Annotated in this window: 18 protein-coding genes; 16 read left to right on the top strand and 2 right to left on the bottom strand. The window is 64.2% G+C overall.

Features of this window, described 5'->3' with window-relative positions; all coding sequences use genetic code 11:
* Positions 1–18: 18 nt before the first annotated feature.
* On the bottom strand, positions 19–738 hold the full coding sequence (locus QCE48_RS10365; protein ID WP_309787921.1) for an SAM-dependent methyltransferase: 720 nt from the start codon (positions 736–738) through the stop codon (positions 19–21).
* Entirely contained in the window at positions 735–1343 is a 609-nt protein-coding gene (locus tag QCE48_RS10360; protein ID WP_309787922.1) for a Maf-like protein, read from the bottom strand. Before QCE48_RS10360 ends, QCE48_RS10365 begins: the two co-directional genes overlap by 4 nt.
* Before the next feature lie 285 nt (positions 1344–1628).
* Here QCE48_RS10360 and QCE48_RS10355 point away from each other — a divergent pair, with 285 nt between their 5' ends.
* From QCE48_RS10355 to lepB, 16 genes are all read left to right on the top strand, one after another.
* On the top strand, positions 1629–2273 hold the full coding sequence (locus QCE48_RS10355; RefSeq protein ID WP_309787923.1) for a DUF177 domain-containing protein: 645 nt from the start codon (positions 1629–1631) through the stop codon (positions 2271–2273).
* A 123-nt stretch (positions 2274–2396) separates the two neighbouring features.
* The gene (gene rpmF, locus QCE48_RS10350) at positions 2397–2576 is read left to right on the top strand and encodes a 50S ribosomal protein L32 (RefSeq protein ID WP_062633572.1); all 180 of its coding nucleotides are present in this window, start codon (positions 2397–2399) and stop codon (positions 2574–2576) included.
* A gap of 129 nt (positions 2577–2705) precedes the next feature.
* Positions 2706–3872, top strand: a complete 1167-nt coding sequence (plsX, locus tag QCE48_RS10345; protein ID WP_309787924.1) for a phosphate acyltransferase PlsX — start codon at positions 2706–2708, stop codon at positions 3870–3872.
* Entirely contained in the window at positions 3872–4861 is a 990-nt protein-coding gene (locus tag QCE48_RS10340; RefSeq protein WP_309787925.1) for a beta-ketoacyl-ACP synthase III, read from the top strand. Before plsX ends, QCE48_RS10340 begins: the two co-directional genes overlap by 1 nt.
* Before the next feature lie 77 nt (positions 4862–4938).
* On the top strand, positions 4939–5871 hold the full coding sequence (fabD, locus tag QCE48_RS10335) for an ACP S-malonyltransferase (protein WP_309787926.1): 933 nt from the start codon (positions 4939–4941) through the stop codon (positions 5869–5871).
* 37 nt (positions 5872–5908) lie between these two features.
* The gene (gene fabG, locus QCE48_RS10330; protein ID WP_309787927.1) at positions 5909–6649 is read left to right on the top strand and encodes a 3-oxoacyl-ACP reductase FabG; all 741 of its coding nucleotides are present in this window, start codon (positions 5909–5911) and stop codon (positions 6647–6649) included.
* A gap of 232 nt (positions 6650–6881) precedes the next feature.
* Positions 6882–7121 (top strand): acyl carrier protein, encoded by a 240-nt coding sequence (gene acpP / locus QCE48_RS10325; RefSeq protein WP_004197638.1) that lies wholly within the window; start codon positions 6882–6884, stop codon positions 7119–7121.
* Between the two features lie 146 nt (positions 7122–7267).
* Complete coding sequence (fabF, locus tag QCE48_RS10320; protein WP_309787928.1) at positions 7268–8506, top strand: beta-ketoacyl-ACP synthase II; 1239 nt, start codon at positions 7268–7270, stop codon at positions 8504–8506.
* A 101-nt stretch (positions 8507–8607) separates the two neighbouring features.
* Positions 8608–8997: a hypothetical protein gene (locus QCE48_RS10315; protein ID WP_309787929.1), complete on the top strand. Its 390-nt coding sequence runs from the start codon at positions 8608–8610 to the stop codon at positions 8995–8997.
* 96 nt (positions 8998–9093) lie between these two features.
* Entirely contained in the window at positions 9094–9693 is a 600-nt protein-coding gene (gene rpoE, locus QCE48_RS10310; protein WP_035925408.1) for an RNA polymerase sigma factor RpoE, read from the top strand.
* An 83-nt stretch (positions 9694–9776) separates the two neighbouring features.
* Positions 9777–10406, top strand: a complete 630-nt coding sequence (locus QCE48_RS10305; RefSeq protein WP_309787930.1) for a sigma-E factor negative regulatory protein — start codon at positions 9777–9779, stop codon at positions 10404–10406.
* A 3-nt stretch (positions 10407–10409) separates the two neighbouring features.
* Positions 10410–11462 (top strand): MucB/RseB C-terminal domain-containing protein, encoded by a 1053-nt coding sequence (locus tag QCE48_RS10300; protein ID WP_309787931.1) that lies wholly within the window; start codon positions 10410–10412, stop codon positions 11460–11462.
* Between the two features lie 16 nt (positions 11463–11478).
* Entirely contained in the window at positions 11479–13041 is a 1563-nt protein-coding gene (locus QCE48_RS10295) for a DegQ family serine endoprotease (protein ID WP_309787932.1), read from the top strand.
* Positions 13042–13050: 9 nt separating this feature from the next.
* Complete coding sequence (locus tag QCE48_RS10290) at positions 13051–13308, top strand: glutaredoxin family protein (RefSeq protein WP_309787933.1); 258 nt, start codon at positions 13051–13053, stop codon at positions 13306–13308.
* Positions 13309–13458: 150 nt separating this feature from the next.
* A complete protein-coding gene (lepA, locus tag QCE48_RS10285) occupies positions 13459–15249 on the top strand; it encodes a translation elongation factor 4 (protein WP_309787934.1) in 1791 nt (596 codons plus the stop codon).
* Positions 15250–15315: 66 nt separating this feature from the next.
* A complete protein-coding gene (gene lepB, locus QCE48_RS10280) occupies positions 15316–16209 on the top strand; it encodes a signal peptidase I (RefSeq protein WP_309787935.1) in 894 nt (297 codons plus the stop codon).
* Positions 16210–16288 lie beyond the last annotated feature (79 nt).

The raw sequence follows: 16288 nt of genomic DNA, 5'->3' as shown, positions 1-16288 counted from the left end.
CACCGTGGCGTTTTGCTTTCAGGCGCCGAGGAGCAGAAAGATCGCCGGCCGCTTGTGCAGGTCGGGCGCGGATTTCTTCTTCCAGTCGGCGACCGTGCGCGTGACGATCGTTTCGGCGGGCAGCGTCAGGTCGACGGCAACGCACACGAGCGTCGACGGCGCGCAGGTCGCGATCAGCGTGTCGAGGAGCGCGCGGTTGCGATATGGCGTCTCGATGAAAATTTGCGTCTGGCTCGCCTTGCGCGACAGTTGCTCCAGTTCGCGCAGACGTTTCGCGCGCTCGCTGGCGTCGACGGGCAGATAGCCGTTGAACGCGAAACTCTGGCCGTTCATGCCCGAGGCCATTAGCGCGAGCAGGATCGAACTCGGTCCGACGAACGGCACGACTTTCACGCCGCGTTCGTGCGCGCGCCGCACGAGCAGCGCGCCCGGATCGGCGACGGCGGGGCAGCCTGCTTCCGAGACGAGTCCGGCGTCGGTGCCCGCGAGAATCGGCGCCAGCAGCTTTTCGACTTCGCCCGGCGGCGTGTTCACGTTTAATTCGCGCACGTCGATTTCCTGGATCGGCCGCTCGGTGCCGACCTTTTTCAGGAACGCGCGCGTCGTTTTCGCGTTTTCGCCTATGTAATAGGAGAGCGCGGCGGCCTGCGCGCGAACGGGCGCAGGCAGGACTTGGGCGAGCGCGTCGGCGTCGCCTTCGCCGAGGGTGTTGGGGATCAGGTACAGGACGCCGCTCATCGCGCCTCCAGCAACGGAAAGCCGGCCGCGCGCAGCATCCGCGACAGCTCGATCAGCGGCAGGCCGACGAGCGCGGTGGGATCGTTCGAATCGATTGCGTCGAGCAGCGCAATGCCGAGCCCCTCGGATTTCGCGCTGCCGGCGCAGTCGTAGGGCGTTTCGGCCAGCAGATAGGCTTCGATTTCGGCGTCCGACAGGTCGCGGAACTGCACTCGCGTGACGACGTCCGCCGATTGCGCCTCGCCCGAACGGCTGTCGAAGAGGCACAGCGCGCTGTGGAACGCGACGCTCTTGCCGCGCATCGCCCGCAGTTGCGCGACCGCGTTCTCGTGCGTGCCGGGCTTGCCGATCTGACGGCCGTCGAAGGTCGCCACCTGATCGGAGCCGATCACGAACGCGCCGGGCGCTTTCGCGGCGGCCGCGCGCGCCTTCGCGAGCGAGAGGCGCAGGGCGGTCGCTTCGGGCGTTTCGCCATCGAGCGGCGTTTCGTCGATATCGGGCACGATCACGTCGAAGGGAATGCGCAGGCGGTCGAGCAACGCGCGGCGATAGCGCGAACTCGAAGCGAGAACGAGGCGCGGCGGCGGATGGAGGACGTCGGACATGATTGAAATCGGCGGATAAGCGTTGGAAAGAAGGGCGGTGACACATCGCCCCTTAAGTATTTGACGCGTAAAGACAAAACCGATATGATTTTGGGCTTTTCATCGGTATGTCCTTGCCGTGGGCGCGGCGGATCGGCGTCACGGCTTCTGGTCAACGGGTCCGAATGGCGGTTGCAGAATTCGGGCAAACCACACCAGTCGGAGCAGGCGGCGCGGTGCATACTGGCGAGATGAAAGAAGCACCGGAACAACAACCGTCCTAACGCGGCACATGCAGGAGCGCACATGACTCAGAATCCTGGCAAACCTGCGAGCCCCGCCGATCTGCGCGCGCTCGACATCTACGAATTCGCGCAGAGCGGCCGGCAAGCCGCTGGCGCCGTGCGCGTCTCGCAACTGCCGCGCATGTTAAACGAAGTGCCGGCGGATGCGCCAGATCGCGATACCGTGTTCACCTGGCAAGCCGAAGGCTCGACCCAGCCCGAATTGCAGGACGACGGCGCCGAGGCGCCGCAGCCCTATCTGCGGCTTGCGGTGCACGGGTCGGTGTGGATCGAGTGTCAGCGCTGTCTTTCGCCGTATTCGCAGCATCTCGATGTCGATGCAACCTATCGCATCGTGGACACGGAGGAAGAAGCAGACGAGTTTCCGCTCGACGACGATGAAGTCGATGTGATCGTGGGTTCGCGCCAGTTCGATCTCGTCGACTTGATCGAAGAGGAGTTGTTGTTGGCCTTGCCGCTCGTGCCCAAGCACGAAGTGTGTCCGGAAGTGCACGAAAGCCTGGTTTCGGGCGAGGGCGCGGAAGGGTCCGAAGGCGAGATCGACGGGGGTGAAGGCGCATCGGGTGACGAACCCGCGCGGCCCAACCCGTTCGCCGCGCTCGAAAAGCTCAAGCAGGGCGGCCCCGGCGACGACAAGAAGCATTAACTGGTAGCGCGATAAGCCGAGTTTACGTGAGTTTACGTTTTCCGCACCTTGACTGGCCTTTCGGCCAGCGGTCGCCGGCACGTCGGGCTGTGTTAGAATTCGCAAAATTTTTCTGGAGTTATCATGGCAGTTCAGCAAAACAAGAAGTCGCCGTCGAAGCGCGGCATGCACCGTTCGCACGATTTCCTCAACGCAGCGCCGCTGGCCGTTGAGCCGAGCACGGGTGAAGTGCACCTGCGTCACCACGTGAGCCCGAACGGCTACTACCGTGGCAAGAAAGTCATCAAGACGAAGAACGACTAAGCGTACGACGCTTGCTGCGTCTCGCGTCACCGTTTTGAATTACGGTCGCTCGCGCTTGACATTTCCTCGGTACGACAAGAAGGCGGCATTTCACTGCCGCTTTTTTGTGCCTGAAATTCGTCGCACTCCATGACTGTAAAGATCACCATCGACTGCATGGGAGGCGACCACGGCCCGGCCGTGACGGTTCCCGCTGCCGTCAATTTCGTGCGTTCGCATCCGGACGCACATCTGCTGCTCGTGGGCATCGAGCCCGCGATCCGCGCGCAACTCAAGAAGTGCAAGGCCGCCGACGAGGCGCGCCTGACCGTCGTTTCCGCGACGGAAGTCGTCGCGATGGACGATCCCGTCGAAGTCGCGCTGCGCAAGAAAAAAGATTCGTCGATGCGCGTCGCGCTGAATCTCGTCAAGGAAGGCGAGGCTCAGACCTGCATCTCCGCCGGCAACACCGGCGCGCTGATGGCCGTTTCCCGCTATGTTCTCAAGACGCTCGCCGGCATCGAGCGGCCGGCGATCGCCTTCGCGATGCCGAGCCAGCGCGGCTATACCACCGTGCTCGATCTCGGCGCGAACGTCGACTGCGAGCCGCAGCATCTCTTGCAGTTCGCCGAGATGGGCCACGCGCTCGTCTCCGCGATCGAAGGGCGCGAGCGGCCGACCATCGGCTTGCTCAACATCGGCGAAGAAGTCATCAAGGGCAACGAAACCATCAAGCGCGCGGGCGAGCTGCTGCGCGCGAGCACGCTCAACTTCTACGGCAACGTGGAAGGCAACGACATCTATAAAGGCACGACGGATGTCGTCGTCTGCGATGGTTTTGTCGGCAATGTCGCGCTGAAGACCTCCGAAGGTCTCGCGAAAATGCTCACCGACATGATCAAGGAAGAGTTCGGCCGCTCGCTCGCCACGAAGCTGATGGCGGTCGTCGCGATGCCGGTGCTCAAGCGTTTCAAGCGACGCGTCGACCCCGCCCAGTACAACGGCGCCGCCTTGCTCGGCCTGCGCGGGCTCGTCATCAAGAGCCACGGATCGGCCGAGGCCTACGGGTTTGAGTGGGCCATCAAACGCGGGTATGATGCCGTCAAAAATGGCGTGCTCGAACGCCTCGTGCGCGCGATGGAAGAAAACGCCGCGCCCATGCAGCAGGCGGTCCAGGGCGCCGGTCTCGCAAACGGCACGGCCGCCGAACCCAATGCGGCCGGAGCATTCGAGAACGGCGTCGCGGCCGGTCGGTCTAATCCGCCACCCCCGAGCGCGCCGGACGAACCCGGTGCCGCGCTACCCTCGAAGGCATAATGGCTCAATCCAATCTCTACTCACGCGTGCTCGGCACGGGCAGCTATCTGCCGGCCGACCGCGTCACGAATCAGGATCTGGCAGACCGTCTCGCGAAGCAGGGCGTCGAGACGAGCGACGAATGGATCGTGGCGCGCACCGGCATTCACGCGCGCCATTTCGCCGCGCCCGACGAAACCACGAGCGATCTCGCGTTTCACGCGTCGAATAAGGCGATCGAAGCGGCCGGCGTCGATCCGCAGTCGATCGACCTGATCATCGTCGCGACCTCCACGCCGGACTTCGTGTTCCCGAGCACGGCGTGTCTGCTGCAAAACAAGCTCGGCATCAAGAATAACGGCGCGGCGTTCGACGTCCAGGCCGTCTGCTCGGGTTTCGCTTACGCGGTGGCGGTCGCCGACAGCCTGATCCGCAGCGGCGCGCATCGCACGGCGCTGATCGTCGGCGCGGAAACCTTCTCGCGCATTCTCGACTTCAACGACCGCACGACCTGCGTGCTGTTCGGCGACGGCGCGGGCGCGATCATCCTTCAGGCATCCGACGAACCGGGCGTGCTCGCGAGCGCGCTGCACGCGGACGGCAGCTATTCCGACATCCTCTGCACGCCGGGCAATGTGAACGGCGGCGTGGTCGCGGGCAGCGCGTTCCTGCACATGGACGGCCAGGCCGTGTTCAAGCTCGCCGTCAACGTGCTGGAAAAGGTCGCGGTCGAAGCGCTCGACAAAGCGCAGCTTTCGCCCGAAGACGTCGACTGGCTGATTCCCCATCAGGCCAACATCCGCATCATGCAGAGCACCTGCCGCAAGCTGCGGCTGCCGCAGGAGCGCATGGTCGTGACCGTTGGCGAGCATGGCAACACGTCGGCGGCGTCGATTCCGCTCGCGCTCGACGTCGCCGTGCGCGACGGCCGCATCAAGCGCGGCCAGAACGTGCTGATCGAAGGCGTCGGCGGCGGCTTCACCTGGGGCGCGTCGGTCTTTCGCTACTGACCGTCGAGGGGCGCGCGGCACCGCGCCCCGATCGCCCGCGCCGAGCGCGTCGGCCATCCCAATTCATCGAGGACGATATGAAATTTGCGTTCGTTTTTCCCGGACAGGGTTCGCAATCGGTCGGCATGCTGAACGCATTCGCCGATCACGCCGTGGTGCGCGAGACGTTGCAGCAGGCGTCCGACGCGCTCAACCAGGACATCGCGAAGCTGATCGCCGAAGGTCCGGCGGAAGAACTCAATCTCACGACCAACACGCAGCCCGTCATGCTGACGGCCGCCTACGCGATCTACCGCGTGTGGGAACAGGAAGCCGGCGTAAAGCCCGCGATCGTCGCGGGGCATAGCCTCGGCGAATACACGGCGCTCGTCGCGGCCGGCGCGCTCGCGTTCGCGGACGCCGTGCCGCTCGTGCGTTTTCGCGCTCAGGCGATGCAAAACGCGGTGCCGGTCGGCGTCGGCGGCATGGCCGCGATCCTCGGTCTCGACGACGACACCGTGCGCGCCGTCTGCGCGGAAGCGTCGGAAGCGGGCGTGGTCGAGGCGGTGAATTTCAACGCGCCGTCGCAGGTCGTGATCGCGGGTGCGAAGGCGGGCGTCGAGAAGGCGTGCGAAATCGCGAAGGCGAAGGGCGCAAAGCGCGCGCTGCCGCTGCCGGTGTCGGCGCCGTTCCATTCGTCGCTGCTCAAGCCCGCGTCGGATCAACTGCGCGACTATCTCGCCCAAGTCGACGTGAAGGCGCCGCGGATTCCGCTGATCAATAACATCGACGTCGCGATCACCGACGATCCCGCCGCGATCAAGGACGCGCTCGTGCGCCAGGCGGCCGGCCCCGTGCGCTGGGTCGAATGCGTGCAGGCGATGGCGCGCGACGGCGTGACGCACGTGATCGAATGCGGCCCGGGCAAGGTGCTCGCGGGGCTGACGAAGCGCATCGACGGCACGCTCGTCGGCGCGTCGGTGTTCGATCCGGCGTCGCTGGAGGAAGCGCGCAAGCTGATCGCCGGCTAAAGCACGCCGGATAAAAACGAAGAGCAAGGACAACGACATGAACTTGGACAAGCAGGTAGCCATCGTCACGGGCGCATCGCGCGGCATCGGGCGCGCGATCGCGCTGGAACTCGCGCGCCAGGGCGCGACCGTCATCGGCACGGCGACGAGCGAAAGCGGCGCGGCCGGCATCACGGAAGCGTTCGAACAGGCCGGTCTGAAGGGCCGCGGCGCGGTGCTGAACGTGAACGACGCAGCCGCGGCCGACGCGTTCATCGACGCCACCGTGAAGGAATTCGGCGGCCTCGGCGTGCTGGTGAACAACGCGGGCATCACGAAGGACCAACTCGCGATGCGCATGAAGGACGACGAATTCGACGCCGTCATCGATACCAACCTGCGCGCCGTGTTCCGCCTCTCGCGCGCCGTGCTGCGTCCGATGATGAAGGCGCGCGGCGGCCGGATCATCAACATCACGTCGGTGGTGGGATCGTCGGGCAATCCGGGACAGGCGAACTACGCGGCCGCGAAGGCCGGCGTCGCGGGCATGACGCGCGCGCTCGCGCGCGAGATCGGCAGCCGCGGCATCACGGTGAACTGCATCGCGCCGGGCTTCATCGACACCGACATGACCAAGGTCCTGCCCGAAGAGCAGCGCACCGCGCTCACCGCCCAGATACCACTCGGCCGACTGGGCAGCCCGGACGATATCGCGCATGCTGTGGCTTTCCTGGCCTCGCCGTTCGCGGGCTACATTACCGGAACGACGCTGCACGTGAATGGCGGCATGTACATGTAATAGGCGTTCGTTTAATATCCGCGCCGCGGGCGGAACGCGAAATGCTTGAGCGAGCATCGCGCGCGCCCGCAAAATGCGCTGTAATGAACGAAGTCGATGGATCGCGCGTGACCGGCCCCGAGCAAGGGTCACGCGTCGAAAGCATGAAACCGAAGCGCCGCTTTTTGCAGGTACAAACCTGATAAAATGCGCGCACTCGCATTTTTGAACTTATTTTCCCTCGGAGGGCTGCATGGACAATATCGAACAGCGCGTGAAAAAGATCGTCGCGGAACAACTGGGCGTCGCCGAAGCTGAAATCAAGAACGAAGCGTCGTTCGTCAACGATCTGGGCGCTGACTCGCTCGACACCGTCGAACTGGTGATGGCTCTGGAAGACGAATTCGGCATGGAAATTCCCGATGAAGAAGCCGAGAAGATCACGACCGTCCAGCAGGCGATCGACTACGCTCGCGCGAACGTCAAGGCCTAAGGGCCAGGCGCGCCAGCACCTCATCGCACGCGGGCTTGACGCTCTGTCGCGACCGAGACCGATATAACAGCCACAGGGCTAACAGGGCAAGTTCCTGTGGCCGCTGTGGCTTTTGCTTTATTGTCATCTATGGATAAGGGGTTACCGTGAGCCGTCGTCGTGTTGTTGTTACAGGCCTTGGGCTGATTTCGCCTGTCGGCAATACCGTTGCCGACGGCTGGGCCAATCTGGTGGCGGGCAAGTCCGGCATCGCCGAGATCACGAAGTTCGACGCGTCGAACTTCTCCACGCGCTTCGCGGGCGAGGTGAAAGGCTTCAATGTCGAGGACTACATGCCCGGCAAGGAAGCGCGCCATATGGATACCTTCATCCATTACGGCATCGCCGCCGGTGTACAGGCCATGCAGGACAGCGGCCTCGAAATCAACGAGGAGAACTCAGAGCGCGTGGGCGTGATCGTAGGCTCGGGCATCGGCGGCCTGCCGATGATCGAAATCACGCAGACCGAACTGCTCAACCGCGGCCCGCGCCGCATCTCGCCGTTCTTCGTGCCGGCGTCGATCATCAACATGATCTCCGGCCATCTGTCGATCCGCTTCGGCCTGAAAGGCCCGAATCTCGCGATCGTCACCGCCTGCACGACCGGGTTGCACTGCATCGGCGAGGCGTCGCGCCTGATCGAATACGGCGATGCCGACGTGATGATCGCGGGCGGCGCGGAAGCGACGGTTTCGCCGCTCGGCATCGGCGGCTTTGCGGCGGCGCGCGCGCTGTCGCAGCGCAACGACGATCCGGCGACGGCGAGCCGTCCGTGGGACAAGGATCGCGATGGCTTCGTGCTCGGCGAAGGCGCGGGCGTGATGGTGCTCGAAGAGTACGAGCACGCGAAGGCGCGCGGCGCGAAAATCTACGCGGAAGTGTCGGGTTACGGCATGAGCGGCGACGCGTACCACATGACCGCACCGCCCGAAGACGGCGACGGCGGTCGCCGCGCAATGGTCAACGCGATGAAGAACGCGAAGATCAATCCGGACGAAGTGAACTACGTGAACGCGCACGGCACGTCCACGCCGCTCGGCGATATCGCCGAAACCACCGGCATCAAGCGCGCGCTCGGCGATCACGCGAAGAAGGTCGTGGTGAATTCCACCAAGTCGATGACCGGGCACCTGCTCGGCGGCGCGGGCGGCCTGGAGTCGGTGTTCACCGTGCTCGCGATCCACCATCAGGTGTCGCCGCCGACCATCAACATCTTCAACCAGGACCCGCAATGCGACCTGGACTACTGCGCGAACACCGCGCGGGAGATGAAGATCGACGTGGCGGTGAAGAATTCGTTCGGCTTCGGCGGAACGAACGGTTCACTCGTCTTCAAGCGTCACTGAGCGACTGCGCTCGGCATCGTCGGGGAAAGTCGGTGCCGGGCGCTTTCGAACCTCATCACGGCGGCCACGCGTCGGGCCGTCACGTTCTGCACGCTTCACGCATGCTGCGCGGCGCGACGGCCGGGTTTGTCGGCGTCGCGGTGGCGTCGGTATTTCAATGCGTCGCGGCGCGGTCGGGTAATTTCGATGGCGTCGTGGCCGCGCTCGTTTCTCTCTCCATTCTGAGTCTGGCCGCGCGCGCCTGGGCGTGGCGCCAGCCGGTCGCGTTCCGGTTCGCGTCCGGCGGCCTCACCACTTGGAATCGGGCCGGAACGGCACAATATGCGCAGATCATCGGCTGCGCGCAATGGAGCGACCGCCTGCTCGCGCTGACGCTGCTGTCGGCCGACGGATGCGAGTCGTGCGTCCTGATCGCCGCCGATGCCGTCGCGCGCGACGTCTTCCGCGAGCTTTCCGTGCGCTCGCGCCGCGGTGCCCACGCCGTTCTGTAACGACTGTAACGGCTCATGAGCACCCACCGTGGCGCATCGGCGGGAACGCTACAATAGCCGTCCGCGAAGCACCCCAAAAGTTAACGGATTTCCCAGGTGAGCGAAAAAGAAATCGACCAGGTTCTGGTCGAACGCGTGCAGAAAGGCGACAAGGCAGCGTTCGAGCTACTGGTCGCCAAATACCACCGCAAGATCATTCGACTGATCTCGCGCCTCGTGCGGGATCCCGCCGAGGTCGAGGACGTCGCCCAGGACGCCTTTATCAAGGCTTACCGGGCGTTGCCGCAATTTCGCGGCGAATCGGCGTTTTATACGTGGCTTTACCGGATTGCGGTGAACACCGCAAAGAACTACCTTGCCACCCAGGGCCGTCGCGCTCCAACTTCTACCGAGGCAGACGCAGAAGAAGCGGAAACTTTCTCCGACGCGGACCAACTAAGGGATATCAACACGCCGGAGTCGATGTTGATGAGCAAGCAGATCGCACAGACGGTCAATGCTGCGATGGCGGTTTTACCGGAAGAGTTGCGCACCGCCATCACCCTTCGGGAAATCGAAGGACTGAGCTACGAGGAAATCGCCGAAATGATGGGATGCCCGATCGGCACCGTCAGATCGAGAATTTTCCGTGCTCGCGAAGCCATTGCGGCAAAATTGCGTCCGTTGTTGGACACTCCCGAAGGCAAGCGCTGGTAAGCGGCGAATTTGCTCGGGACAAGGACGCAATATCTGGGTTAGTTGGTGTCACTACGGGGTGTAGTCAAAGGATGGGGAGCATCATGGGGTCGGTCTCGATGCAATCGCAAGCGGGCTCGCGTGGCGAGCGTATGTCGGCGTTCGTTGACGGGGAATCGCTCGACGAGCTTGGGAACATCAGTCAGTTTCTGGCGGATTTGAAGAACGAGGACCGCGCCGCGTGGTCCGCGTACCACCTGATCGGCGACGCGCTGCGTTCCGACGATCTGGCGGTCCGGCCTGCCGCCAGCAGCGCATTCATGGCGTCGTTCTCGCAACGCTTCGAGGCGGAAGTGCATGTGCTCGCGCCCGCCGCGCTGTCTGCGCTGAGTTCCGCGAAGTCGCGCGCACGCATGCTGCGCCGTCGCGTCGTGCCGGCGTTCGCGGTGGCCGCCGCAGCGGCCACGCTGACGTGGATCGTCGTGCCGCAGTTGCAGGGCGTCGACAGCCACGGCGGCGCGCAGGTCGCGAGCGTCGCGCCGGACTCCATGCAGCGCGTGGCGATGGCGTCGATTCCGGCGGCCACGGCGCGTCCGGCGGTCGTCGAGGCGAACATCATCCGCGACGCCAGTCTCGATCAGTATCTCGAAGCGCATCAACAATTCTCGCAGCAGCCCGTCGTGCCCGGCTCGATGCCTCTGATTCGCGCAGCCGCCACCACGCAAGGCCAATAATCGATGCAAAGATTGCGGTTGAACAAGAGGACCTATCGGGGATATTGGGGGCGGTTGCCGGCATTGATGTTCTGTGCAGCCGCGTTGTTGACCGCAGCATCGGGTGCTTTTGCGCAGGGCGACGACCCGGTCGCCACGCGCCGCGCCGCCGCGGAACTGCTCAACCGCATCCACGAAGCGGCGCAGCAGCAGAATTACGAGGGCACGTTCGTCTATCAGCGCGGCGCGACAGTGCAGTCGTCGCGCATCACGCATGTGGCCGCGCGCGGCGACGGCGAATACGAGTCGCTCGAAAGCCTGGATGGCAAGCCGCGCCGCATGCTTCGCCACGACGACGACATGTACACGTTCGTCCCCGAGCGGCATTTGTGCGTCGTCGAGAAGCGGCAGAACAAGGATTCGTTCCCCGCGCTGCTCGCCACGAGCGGCGATCAGGTGCTGTCGGTGTACGAGCCAAAAATGCTCGGCGCGGACCGCGTCGCGGGCATCGACAGCCAGGTCATCGAACTCGATCCGAAAGATTCCTATCGTTTCGCCTACAAGCTCTGGGCCGACGCCAAGACGGGCCTGCTGCTGCGCGCGCAGACGCTCGATCCTGACGGTCAGGTGCTCGAGCAGCTTTCGTTTTCGCAAGTGCGCATCGGCGGACCGGTCGACAAGACCGCGATCGCGAACGGCATCCGCAATACGTCGGGCTGGACGCTCGTGCGTCCGCCGGTTCAGCCGGTCGACATGGAAGCGCAAGGCTGGCAGCTAGCGCCGAACATTGCCGGTTTCAGGAAGATTCGCGAACTGCGCCGTCCGATGGCGTCGCGCGAAGAGGGCCAGCCGCCGATCCCGGTCGATCAGGCTGTGTTCTCCGACGGCCTCGCTGCCATCTCGATCTTCGTCGAGCCCGTGGAAAAGAATTCACGCAAGGAAGGCGCGGGCAATACCGGCGCGACGCACGTTCTGGTCAAGCGCCGCGGCGATTTCTGGATCACTTTGCTCGGGGAAGTGCCGCAAGCCACGTTGCAGCAATTTGCTTCTGCCATAGAATACAAGCCTTCCAAGTAATCCCTCGGCCTCCGATATGAGCAACTCCTCGCTGCGCAGGTTTCTCGCGGCCGCGGCGTTCGCGGTCTGCCTGCCGTTCGTTTCGAACGCGGTCGCCGCGCCGACGCCGACAGTGACCTTGCCCGATTTCGCGACCCTCGTCGACCGCGTGGGACCGTCGGTCGTGAATATCCGCACGACATCGCGCGTCGGCACGAGCAGCGATCTGCGCGGACTTCCGCCCGGCCTCGACGAAGGCGACATGTCCGAGTTCTTCCGGCGCTTCTTCGGGATTCCGATGCCGGGCCAGCCGGGCGCACCGCGTGGCGGCGGTGGCGGTGGCGGCGGAGGAGGAGGGGGCGGCCAGGGTGGCGGAAGCGACGGCGGCAAGGGCGGCGGCGGCCGCGGCGCGCTCCCCGACGACAGCCAGGACAACGCCGAGCAGAGCAGCGGCGTCGGCTCCGGCTTCATTCTCTCGACCGACGGCTACGTGATGACGAACGCCCACGTCGTCGACGACGCCGACACCATCTACGTCACGCTCACCGACAAGCGCGAGTTCAAGGCGCGCCTTGTCGGCGTGGACGAGCGCACGGACGTCGCGGTCGTGAAGATCAGCGCGTCGAACCTGCCGGCGATCACCATCGGCGATTCGAACAAGGTGCGCGTCGGCGAATGGGTGCTCGCGATCGGCTCGCCGTTCGGGCTCGACAACACGGTGACAGCCGGCATCGTCAGCGCGAAAGGGCGCGATACGGGCGACTACCTGCCGTTCATCCAGACCGATGTCGCCGTGAACCCGGGCAATTCGGGCGGCCCGCTCATCAACATGGCGGGCGAAGTCATTGGCATCAACTCGCAGATCTACAGCCGCACGGGCGGCTTCATGGGCATCTCGTTCGCGATTCCGATCGACGAGGCGATGCGCGTCGCCGATCAGCTGAAGACGGTCGGCAAGGTCGTGCGCGGCCGGATCGCGGTCGCGATCGGCGAAGTGACGAAGGATGTCGCCGAATCGCTCGGGCTGCCGAAGGCGCAGGGCGCGCTGGTCTCCAGCGTCGAGCCGAACGGCCCGGCCGACAAGGCGGGCATCCAGCCGGGCGACATCATCCTGAAGTTCAACGGCCACAACGTGGAGACCGCGACCGATCTACCGCGCATGGTCGGCGACAGCAAGCCGGGTTCGAAAGCCACCGTCACCGTGTGGCGCAAGGGCCAGACGCGCGATCTGCCGATCACGATCGCGGAGATGCAGCCGGACAAGGTCGCCAAGACCGAGCAGAAGAAGCCGCCCGCGCCGAAGGAACGCGCGAGCAATTCGCTCGGCATGGCCGTCAGCGACATTTCCGCCGAGCAGAAGAAGGTACTGAAGCTGACGAACGGCGTGCTGGTCGATGCGGTCGAAGGGCCGGCGGCGCGCGCGGGCTTCCAGAAGGGCGACATCATTCTGCGCATTGGCGACACCGACATCACGAGCGCGAAGCAGTTCGAGGCGGTCGCGCAAAACGCCGATCCGGGCAAGATGGTCGCGGTGCTCGTGCGGCGCGGCGACAACACGCAGTTCGTGCCGTTGCGCCCGCGCGCGCAGCCGCAGAAGTAAGGAAGGCAGGTGGCATCGTTCACGCTCTACGGGCGCGCGTGGTGCCATCTGTGCGACGAGATGCGCGCCGAACTCGAACCGGTCGCGGCGCAATTCGGCGCCGCGATCGAATGGATCGACATCGACATGGACGTCGATCCGGTCCTGGCGGCGCGTTACGACGAGCGCGTGCCGGTTTTGGTGCTCGATGGCGTCGAGCTTTGCCACTACCGGCTGGATGCGCCCCGCGTGCGCGCGGCGCTGAAAGCGCGCCTCGCGGCCTCCTGAAATCGGCCGGCGCGGCCGGGCAACCGAGGCGGGCGCCGCAAAAAGCGCCGGCCGACCCCCGTTTCGGCTAAAATGCTGAGGTTTCCCCCCATTCTCAAGGCGTGTCCCGCGTTTAGTCAGGGCGCGCCTTTTTCGCTTGATCGGCACTGAATGAATCATATTCGCAACTTTTCGATCATTGCGCACATCGACCACGGCAAATCGACGCTCGCCGACCGCATCATCCAGTTGTGCGGCGGCCTGTCCGACCGTGAAATGGAAGCGCAGGTTCTCGACTCGATGGATCTCGAACGCGAGCGCGGCATCACGATCAAGGCGCAGACCGCTGCGCTCAGCTACAAGGCGCGCGACGGCCAGGTCTACAACCTGAATCTCATCGATACCCCGGGCCACGTCGACTTCTCCTACGAAGTCAGCCGCTCGCTGTCGGCGTGCGAAGGCGCGCTGCTCGTCGTTGATGCGAGCCAGGGCGTCGAGGCGCAGACCGTCGCCAACTGCTACACGGCGATCGAACTCGGCGTGGAAGTCGTGCCGGTGCTGAACAAGATCGACCTGCCGGCGGCGAACCCCGAGAACGCGATCGAGGAAATCGAGGACGTGATCGGCATCGACGCGACCGACGCCGTGCATTGCAGCGCGAAGACGGGTCTCGGCGTGCAGGACGTGCTCGAAGCGCTGATCGCCAAGGTGCCGCCGCCGAAGGGCGACCCGGAAGCGCCGCTGCAGGCGCTCATCATCGACTCGTGGTTCGACAACTACGTCGGCGTCGTGATGCTCGTGCGCATCGTGAACGGCACGCTGCGTCCGAAGGACAAGATCAAGCTGATGGCGACCGGCGCGCAGTTTCCGGTCGAAAGCCTCGGCGTGTTCGCGCCGAAATCGACCAGTCTGGCGTCGCTGTCGGCGGGGCAGGTCGGTTTCATCATCGCGGGCATCAAGGAACTGACGGCGGCGAAGGTCGGCGACACGGTCACGCTCGCGGCCAGGCCCGCGCCCGAACCGCTGCCGGGCTTCAAGGAAGTGAAGCCGCAGGTGTTCGCGGGCCTTTATCCGGTCGAAGCGAACCAGTACGACGCGCTGCGCGAATCGCTCGAAAAGCTGAAGCTGAACGACGCGTCGCTGCAATACGAGCCGGAAGTGTCGCAAGCGCTCGGCTTTGGCTTTCGCTGCGGCTTTCTCGGCTTGCTGCACATGGAGATCGTGCAGGAGCGGCTGGAACGCGAATTCGACATGGATCTCATCACGACCGCGCCGACGGTCGTCTACGAGGTCGTGCAGCGCGACGGCAGCGTGATCCAGGTGGAAAATCCCGCGAAGATGCCGGACCCGCCGAAGATCGAGGAAGTGCGCGAGCCGATCGTGACCGTCAACCTGTACATGCCGCAGGAGTATGTCGGCTCGGTCATCACGCTGTGCACGACCAAGCGCGGTCAGCAGATCAACATGCAATACCACGGTCGCCAGGTGCAGCTCACGTATGAAATCCCGATGGCGGAAATCGTGCTCGACTTCTTCGACCGCCTGAAGTCGACCTCGCGCGGTTATGCGTCGATGGACTACGAGTTCAAGGAATACCGCGCGGCGGACGTCGTGAAGGTCGACATGCTGATAAACGGCGACAAGGTCGACGCGCTGTCGGTCATCGTGCACCGTTCGCAGAGCCAGCATCGCGGGCGCGAAGTGGCGTCGAAGATGCGCGAACTCATTCCGCGTCAAATGTACGACGTCGCGATTCAGGCGACCATCGGCGCGAACATCATCGCGCGCGAGAACATCAAGGCGCTGCGCAAGAACGTGCTAGCGAAGTGCTACGGCGGCGACATCTCGCGCAAGAAGAAACTGCTCGAGAAACAGAAGGCGGGCAAGAAGCGGATGAAGCAGGTCGGCTCCGTCGAGATTCCGCAGGAGGCGTTCCTCGCCATCCTGCGCGTCGACGACTGAGCGCCGCGCCATTGCGCCGCGCGCAGTCCATAACGAAAAAACGGCGATAACAACCGGATACGATTGATGAATTTTGCGTTGATTCTTTTGATTCTCGTTATCTTGACGGGTATTGCGTGGGTGCTGGACAAGCTCGTTTTCCTGCCGCAGCGGCGCCGCGCCGCCGATGCCGCAGTCTCCGAATTCGACCGGCAGCAGGAACGCATCGGCGAGCGTTTCGCCGATGAAAACGCGGCCGAGACGCGCGTCCGCCTGCGCGACGACAAGCTGCGTCAGCCGTGGTGGCTCGAATACACGGCGAGCTTTTTTCCGGTGATCCTGGTGGTGTTCGTCGTGCGTTCGTTCGTGGTCGAGCCATTCAAGATTCCGTCGGGTTCGATGGTGCCGACGCTGCTCGTCGGTGACTTCATCCTCGTGAACAAGTACGAATACGGTCTGCGCCTGCCGATCAGCAACACGAAGCTGACCGATGGCAAGCCGCTCACGCGCGGCGACGTGGTCGTGTTCCGCTATCCGAAAGACGAATCGGTCGACTACATCAAGCGCGTGATCGGCCTGCCGGGCGACACCGTGGCATACGAAGACAAGAAGCTGACCATCAACGGCAAGCCGGTTCCCGAAACCGCGCAGCAGGACTACTTCGACGACGAACGCATCGGCTATGCGAAGCAGTTCGTCGAAGACCTCGGTGGGCGCAGGAACGCCATTCTGAACAATCCGCAGGTGCCGCCGTTCGTGATCGGCGCCGACGATTTCCCGTTTCGCGACAACTGCGTCTATAACGCGCAGGGCGTGACGTGCAAAGTGCCGTCGGGCCACTACTTCATGATGGGCGACAATCGCGACAACAGCGCGGACAGCCGCTACTGGGGCTTTGTGCCGGACAAGAACATCGTCGGCCGCGCGTTCTTCATCTGGATGAACTTCAGCAACCTGAAGCGCATCGGTTCGTTTCAGTGATATGCATTCGATCGAGTGAACACGCAGCGCGCCCGGCCGCGTGTTCCACTCGACGCGCGTTGCTTCGAAACGGCGTGAA

The organism is Caballeronia sp. LZ024, assembly GCF_031451455.1.
GTDB lineage: Bacteria > Pseudomonadota > Gammaproteobacteria > Burkholderiales > Burkholderiaceae > Caballeronia > Caballeronia telluris.
This window is presented reverse-complemented; position numbering and strand designations above follow the sequence as displayed.

What these genes read in the sequence shown, in the direction of transcription:
- QCE48_RS10305 (WP_309787930.1), top strand. Translation starts at nt 9,777, where the DNA reads ATGGGGTCGGTCTCGATGCAATCGCAAGCGGGCTCGCGTGGCGAGCGT.
- lepA (WP_309787934.1), top strand. Translation starts at nt 13,459, where the DNA reads ATGAATCATATTCGCAACTTTTCGATCATTGCGCACATCGACCACGGC.
- rpmF (WP_062633572.1), top strand. Translation starts at nt 2,397, where the DNA reads ATGGCAGTTCAGCAAAACAAGAAGTCGCCGTCGAAGCGCGGCATGCAC.
- QCE48_RS10315 (WP_309787929.1), top strand. Translation starts at nt 8,608, where the DNA reads ATGCTGCGCGGCGCGACGGCCGGGTTTGTCGGCGTCGCGGTGGCGTCG.
- fabD (WP_309787926.1), top strand. Translation starts at nt 4,939, where the DNA reads ATGAAATTTGCGTTCGTTTTTCCCGGACAGGGTTCGCAATCGGTCGGC.
- lepB (WP_309787935.1), top strand. Translation starts at nt 15,316, where the DNA reads ATGAATTTTGCGTTGATTCTTTTGATTCTCGTTATCTTGACGGGTATT.
- fabG (WP_309787927.1), top strand. Translation starts at nt 5,909, where the DNA reads ATGAACTTGGACAAGCAGGTAGCCATCGTCACGGGCGCATCGCGCGGC.
- plsX (WP_309787924.1), top strand. Translation starts at nt 2,706, where the DNA reads ATGACTGTAAAGATCACCATCGACTGCATGGGAGGCGACCACGGCCCG.
- QCE48_RS10355 (WP_309787923.1), top strand. Translation starts at nt 1,629, where the DNA reads ATGACTCAGAATCCTGGCAAACCTGCGAGCCCCGCCGATCTGCGCGCG.
- QCE48_RS10365 (WP_309787921.1), bottom strand. Translation starts at nt 738, where the DNA reads ATGAGCGGCGTCCTGTACCTGATCCCCAACACCCTCGGCGAAGGCGAC.
- QCE48_RS10360 (WP_309787922.1), bottom strand. Translation starts at nt 1,343, where the DNA reads ATGTCCGACGTCCTCCATCCGCCGCCGCGCCTCGTTCTCGCTTCGAGT.
- QCE48_RS10340 (WP_309787925.1), top strand. Translation starts at nt 3,872, where the DNA reads ATGGCTCAATCCAATCTCTACTCACGCGTGCTCGGCACGGGCAGCTAT.
- acpP (WP_004197638.1), top strand. Translation starts at nt 6,882, where the DNA reads ATGGACAATATCGAACAGCGCGTGAAAAAGATCGTCGCGGAACAACTG.
- QCE48_RS10295 (WP_309787932.1), top strand. Translation starts at nt 11,479, where the DNA reads ATGAGCAACTCCTCGCTGCGCAGGTTTCTCGCGGCCGCGGCGTTCGCG.
- QCE48_RS10300 (WP_309787931.1), top strand. Translation starts at nt 10,410, where the DNA reads ATGCAAAGATTGCGGTTGAACAAGAGGACCTATCGGGGATATTGGGGG.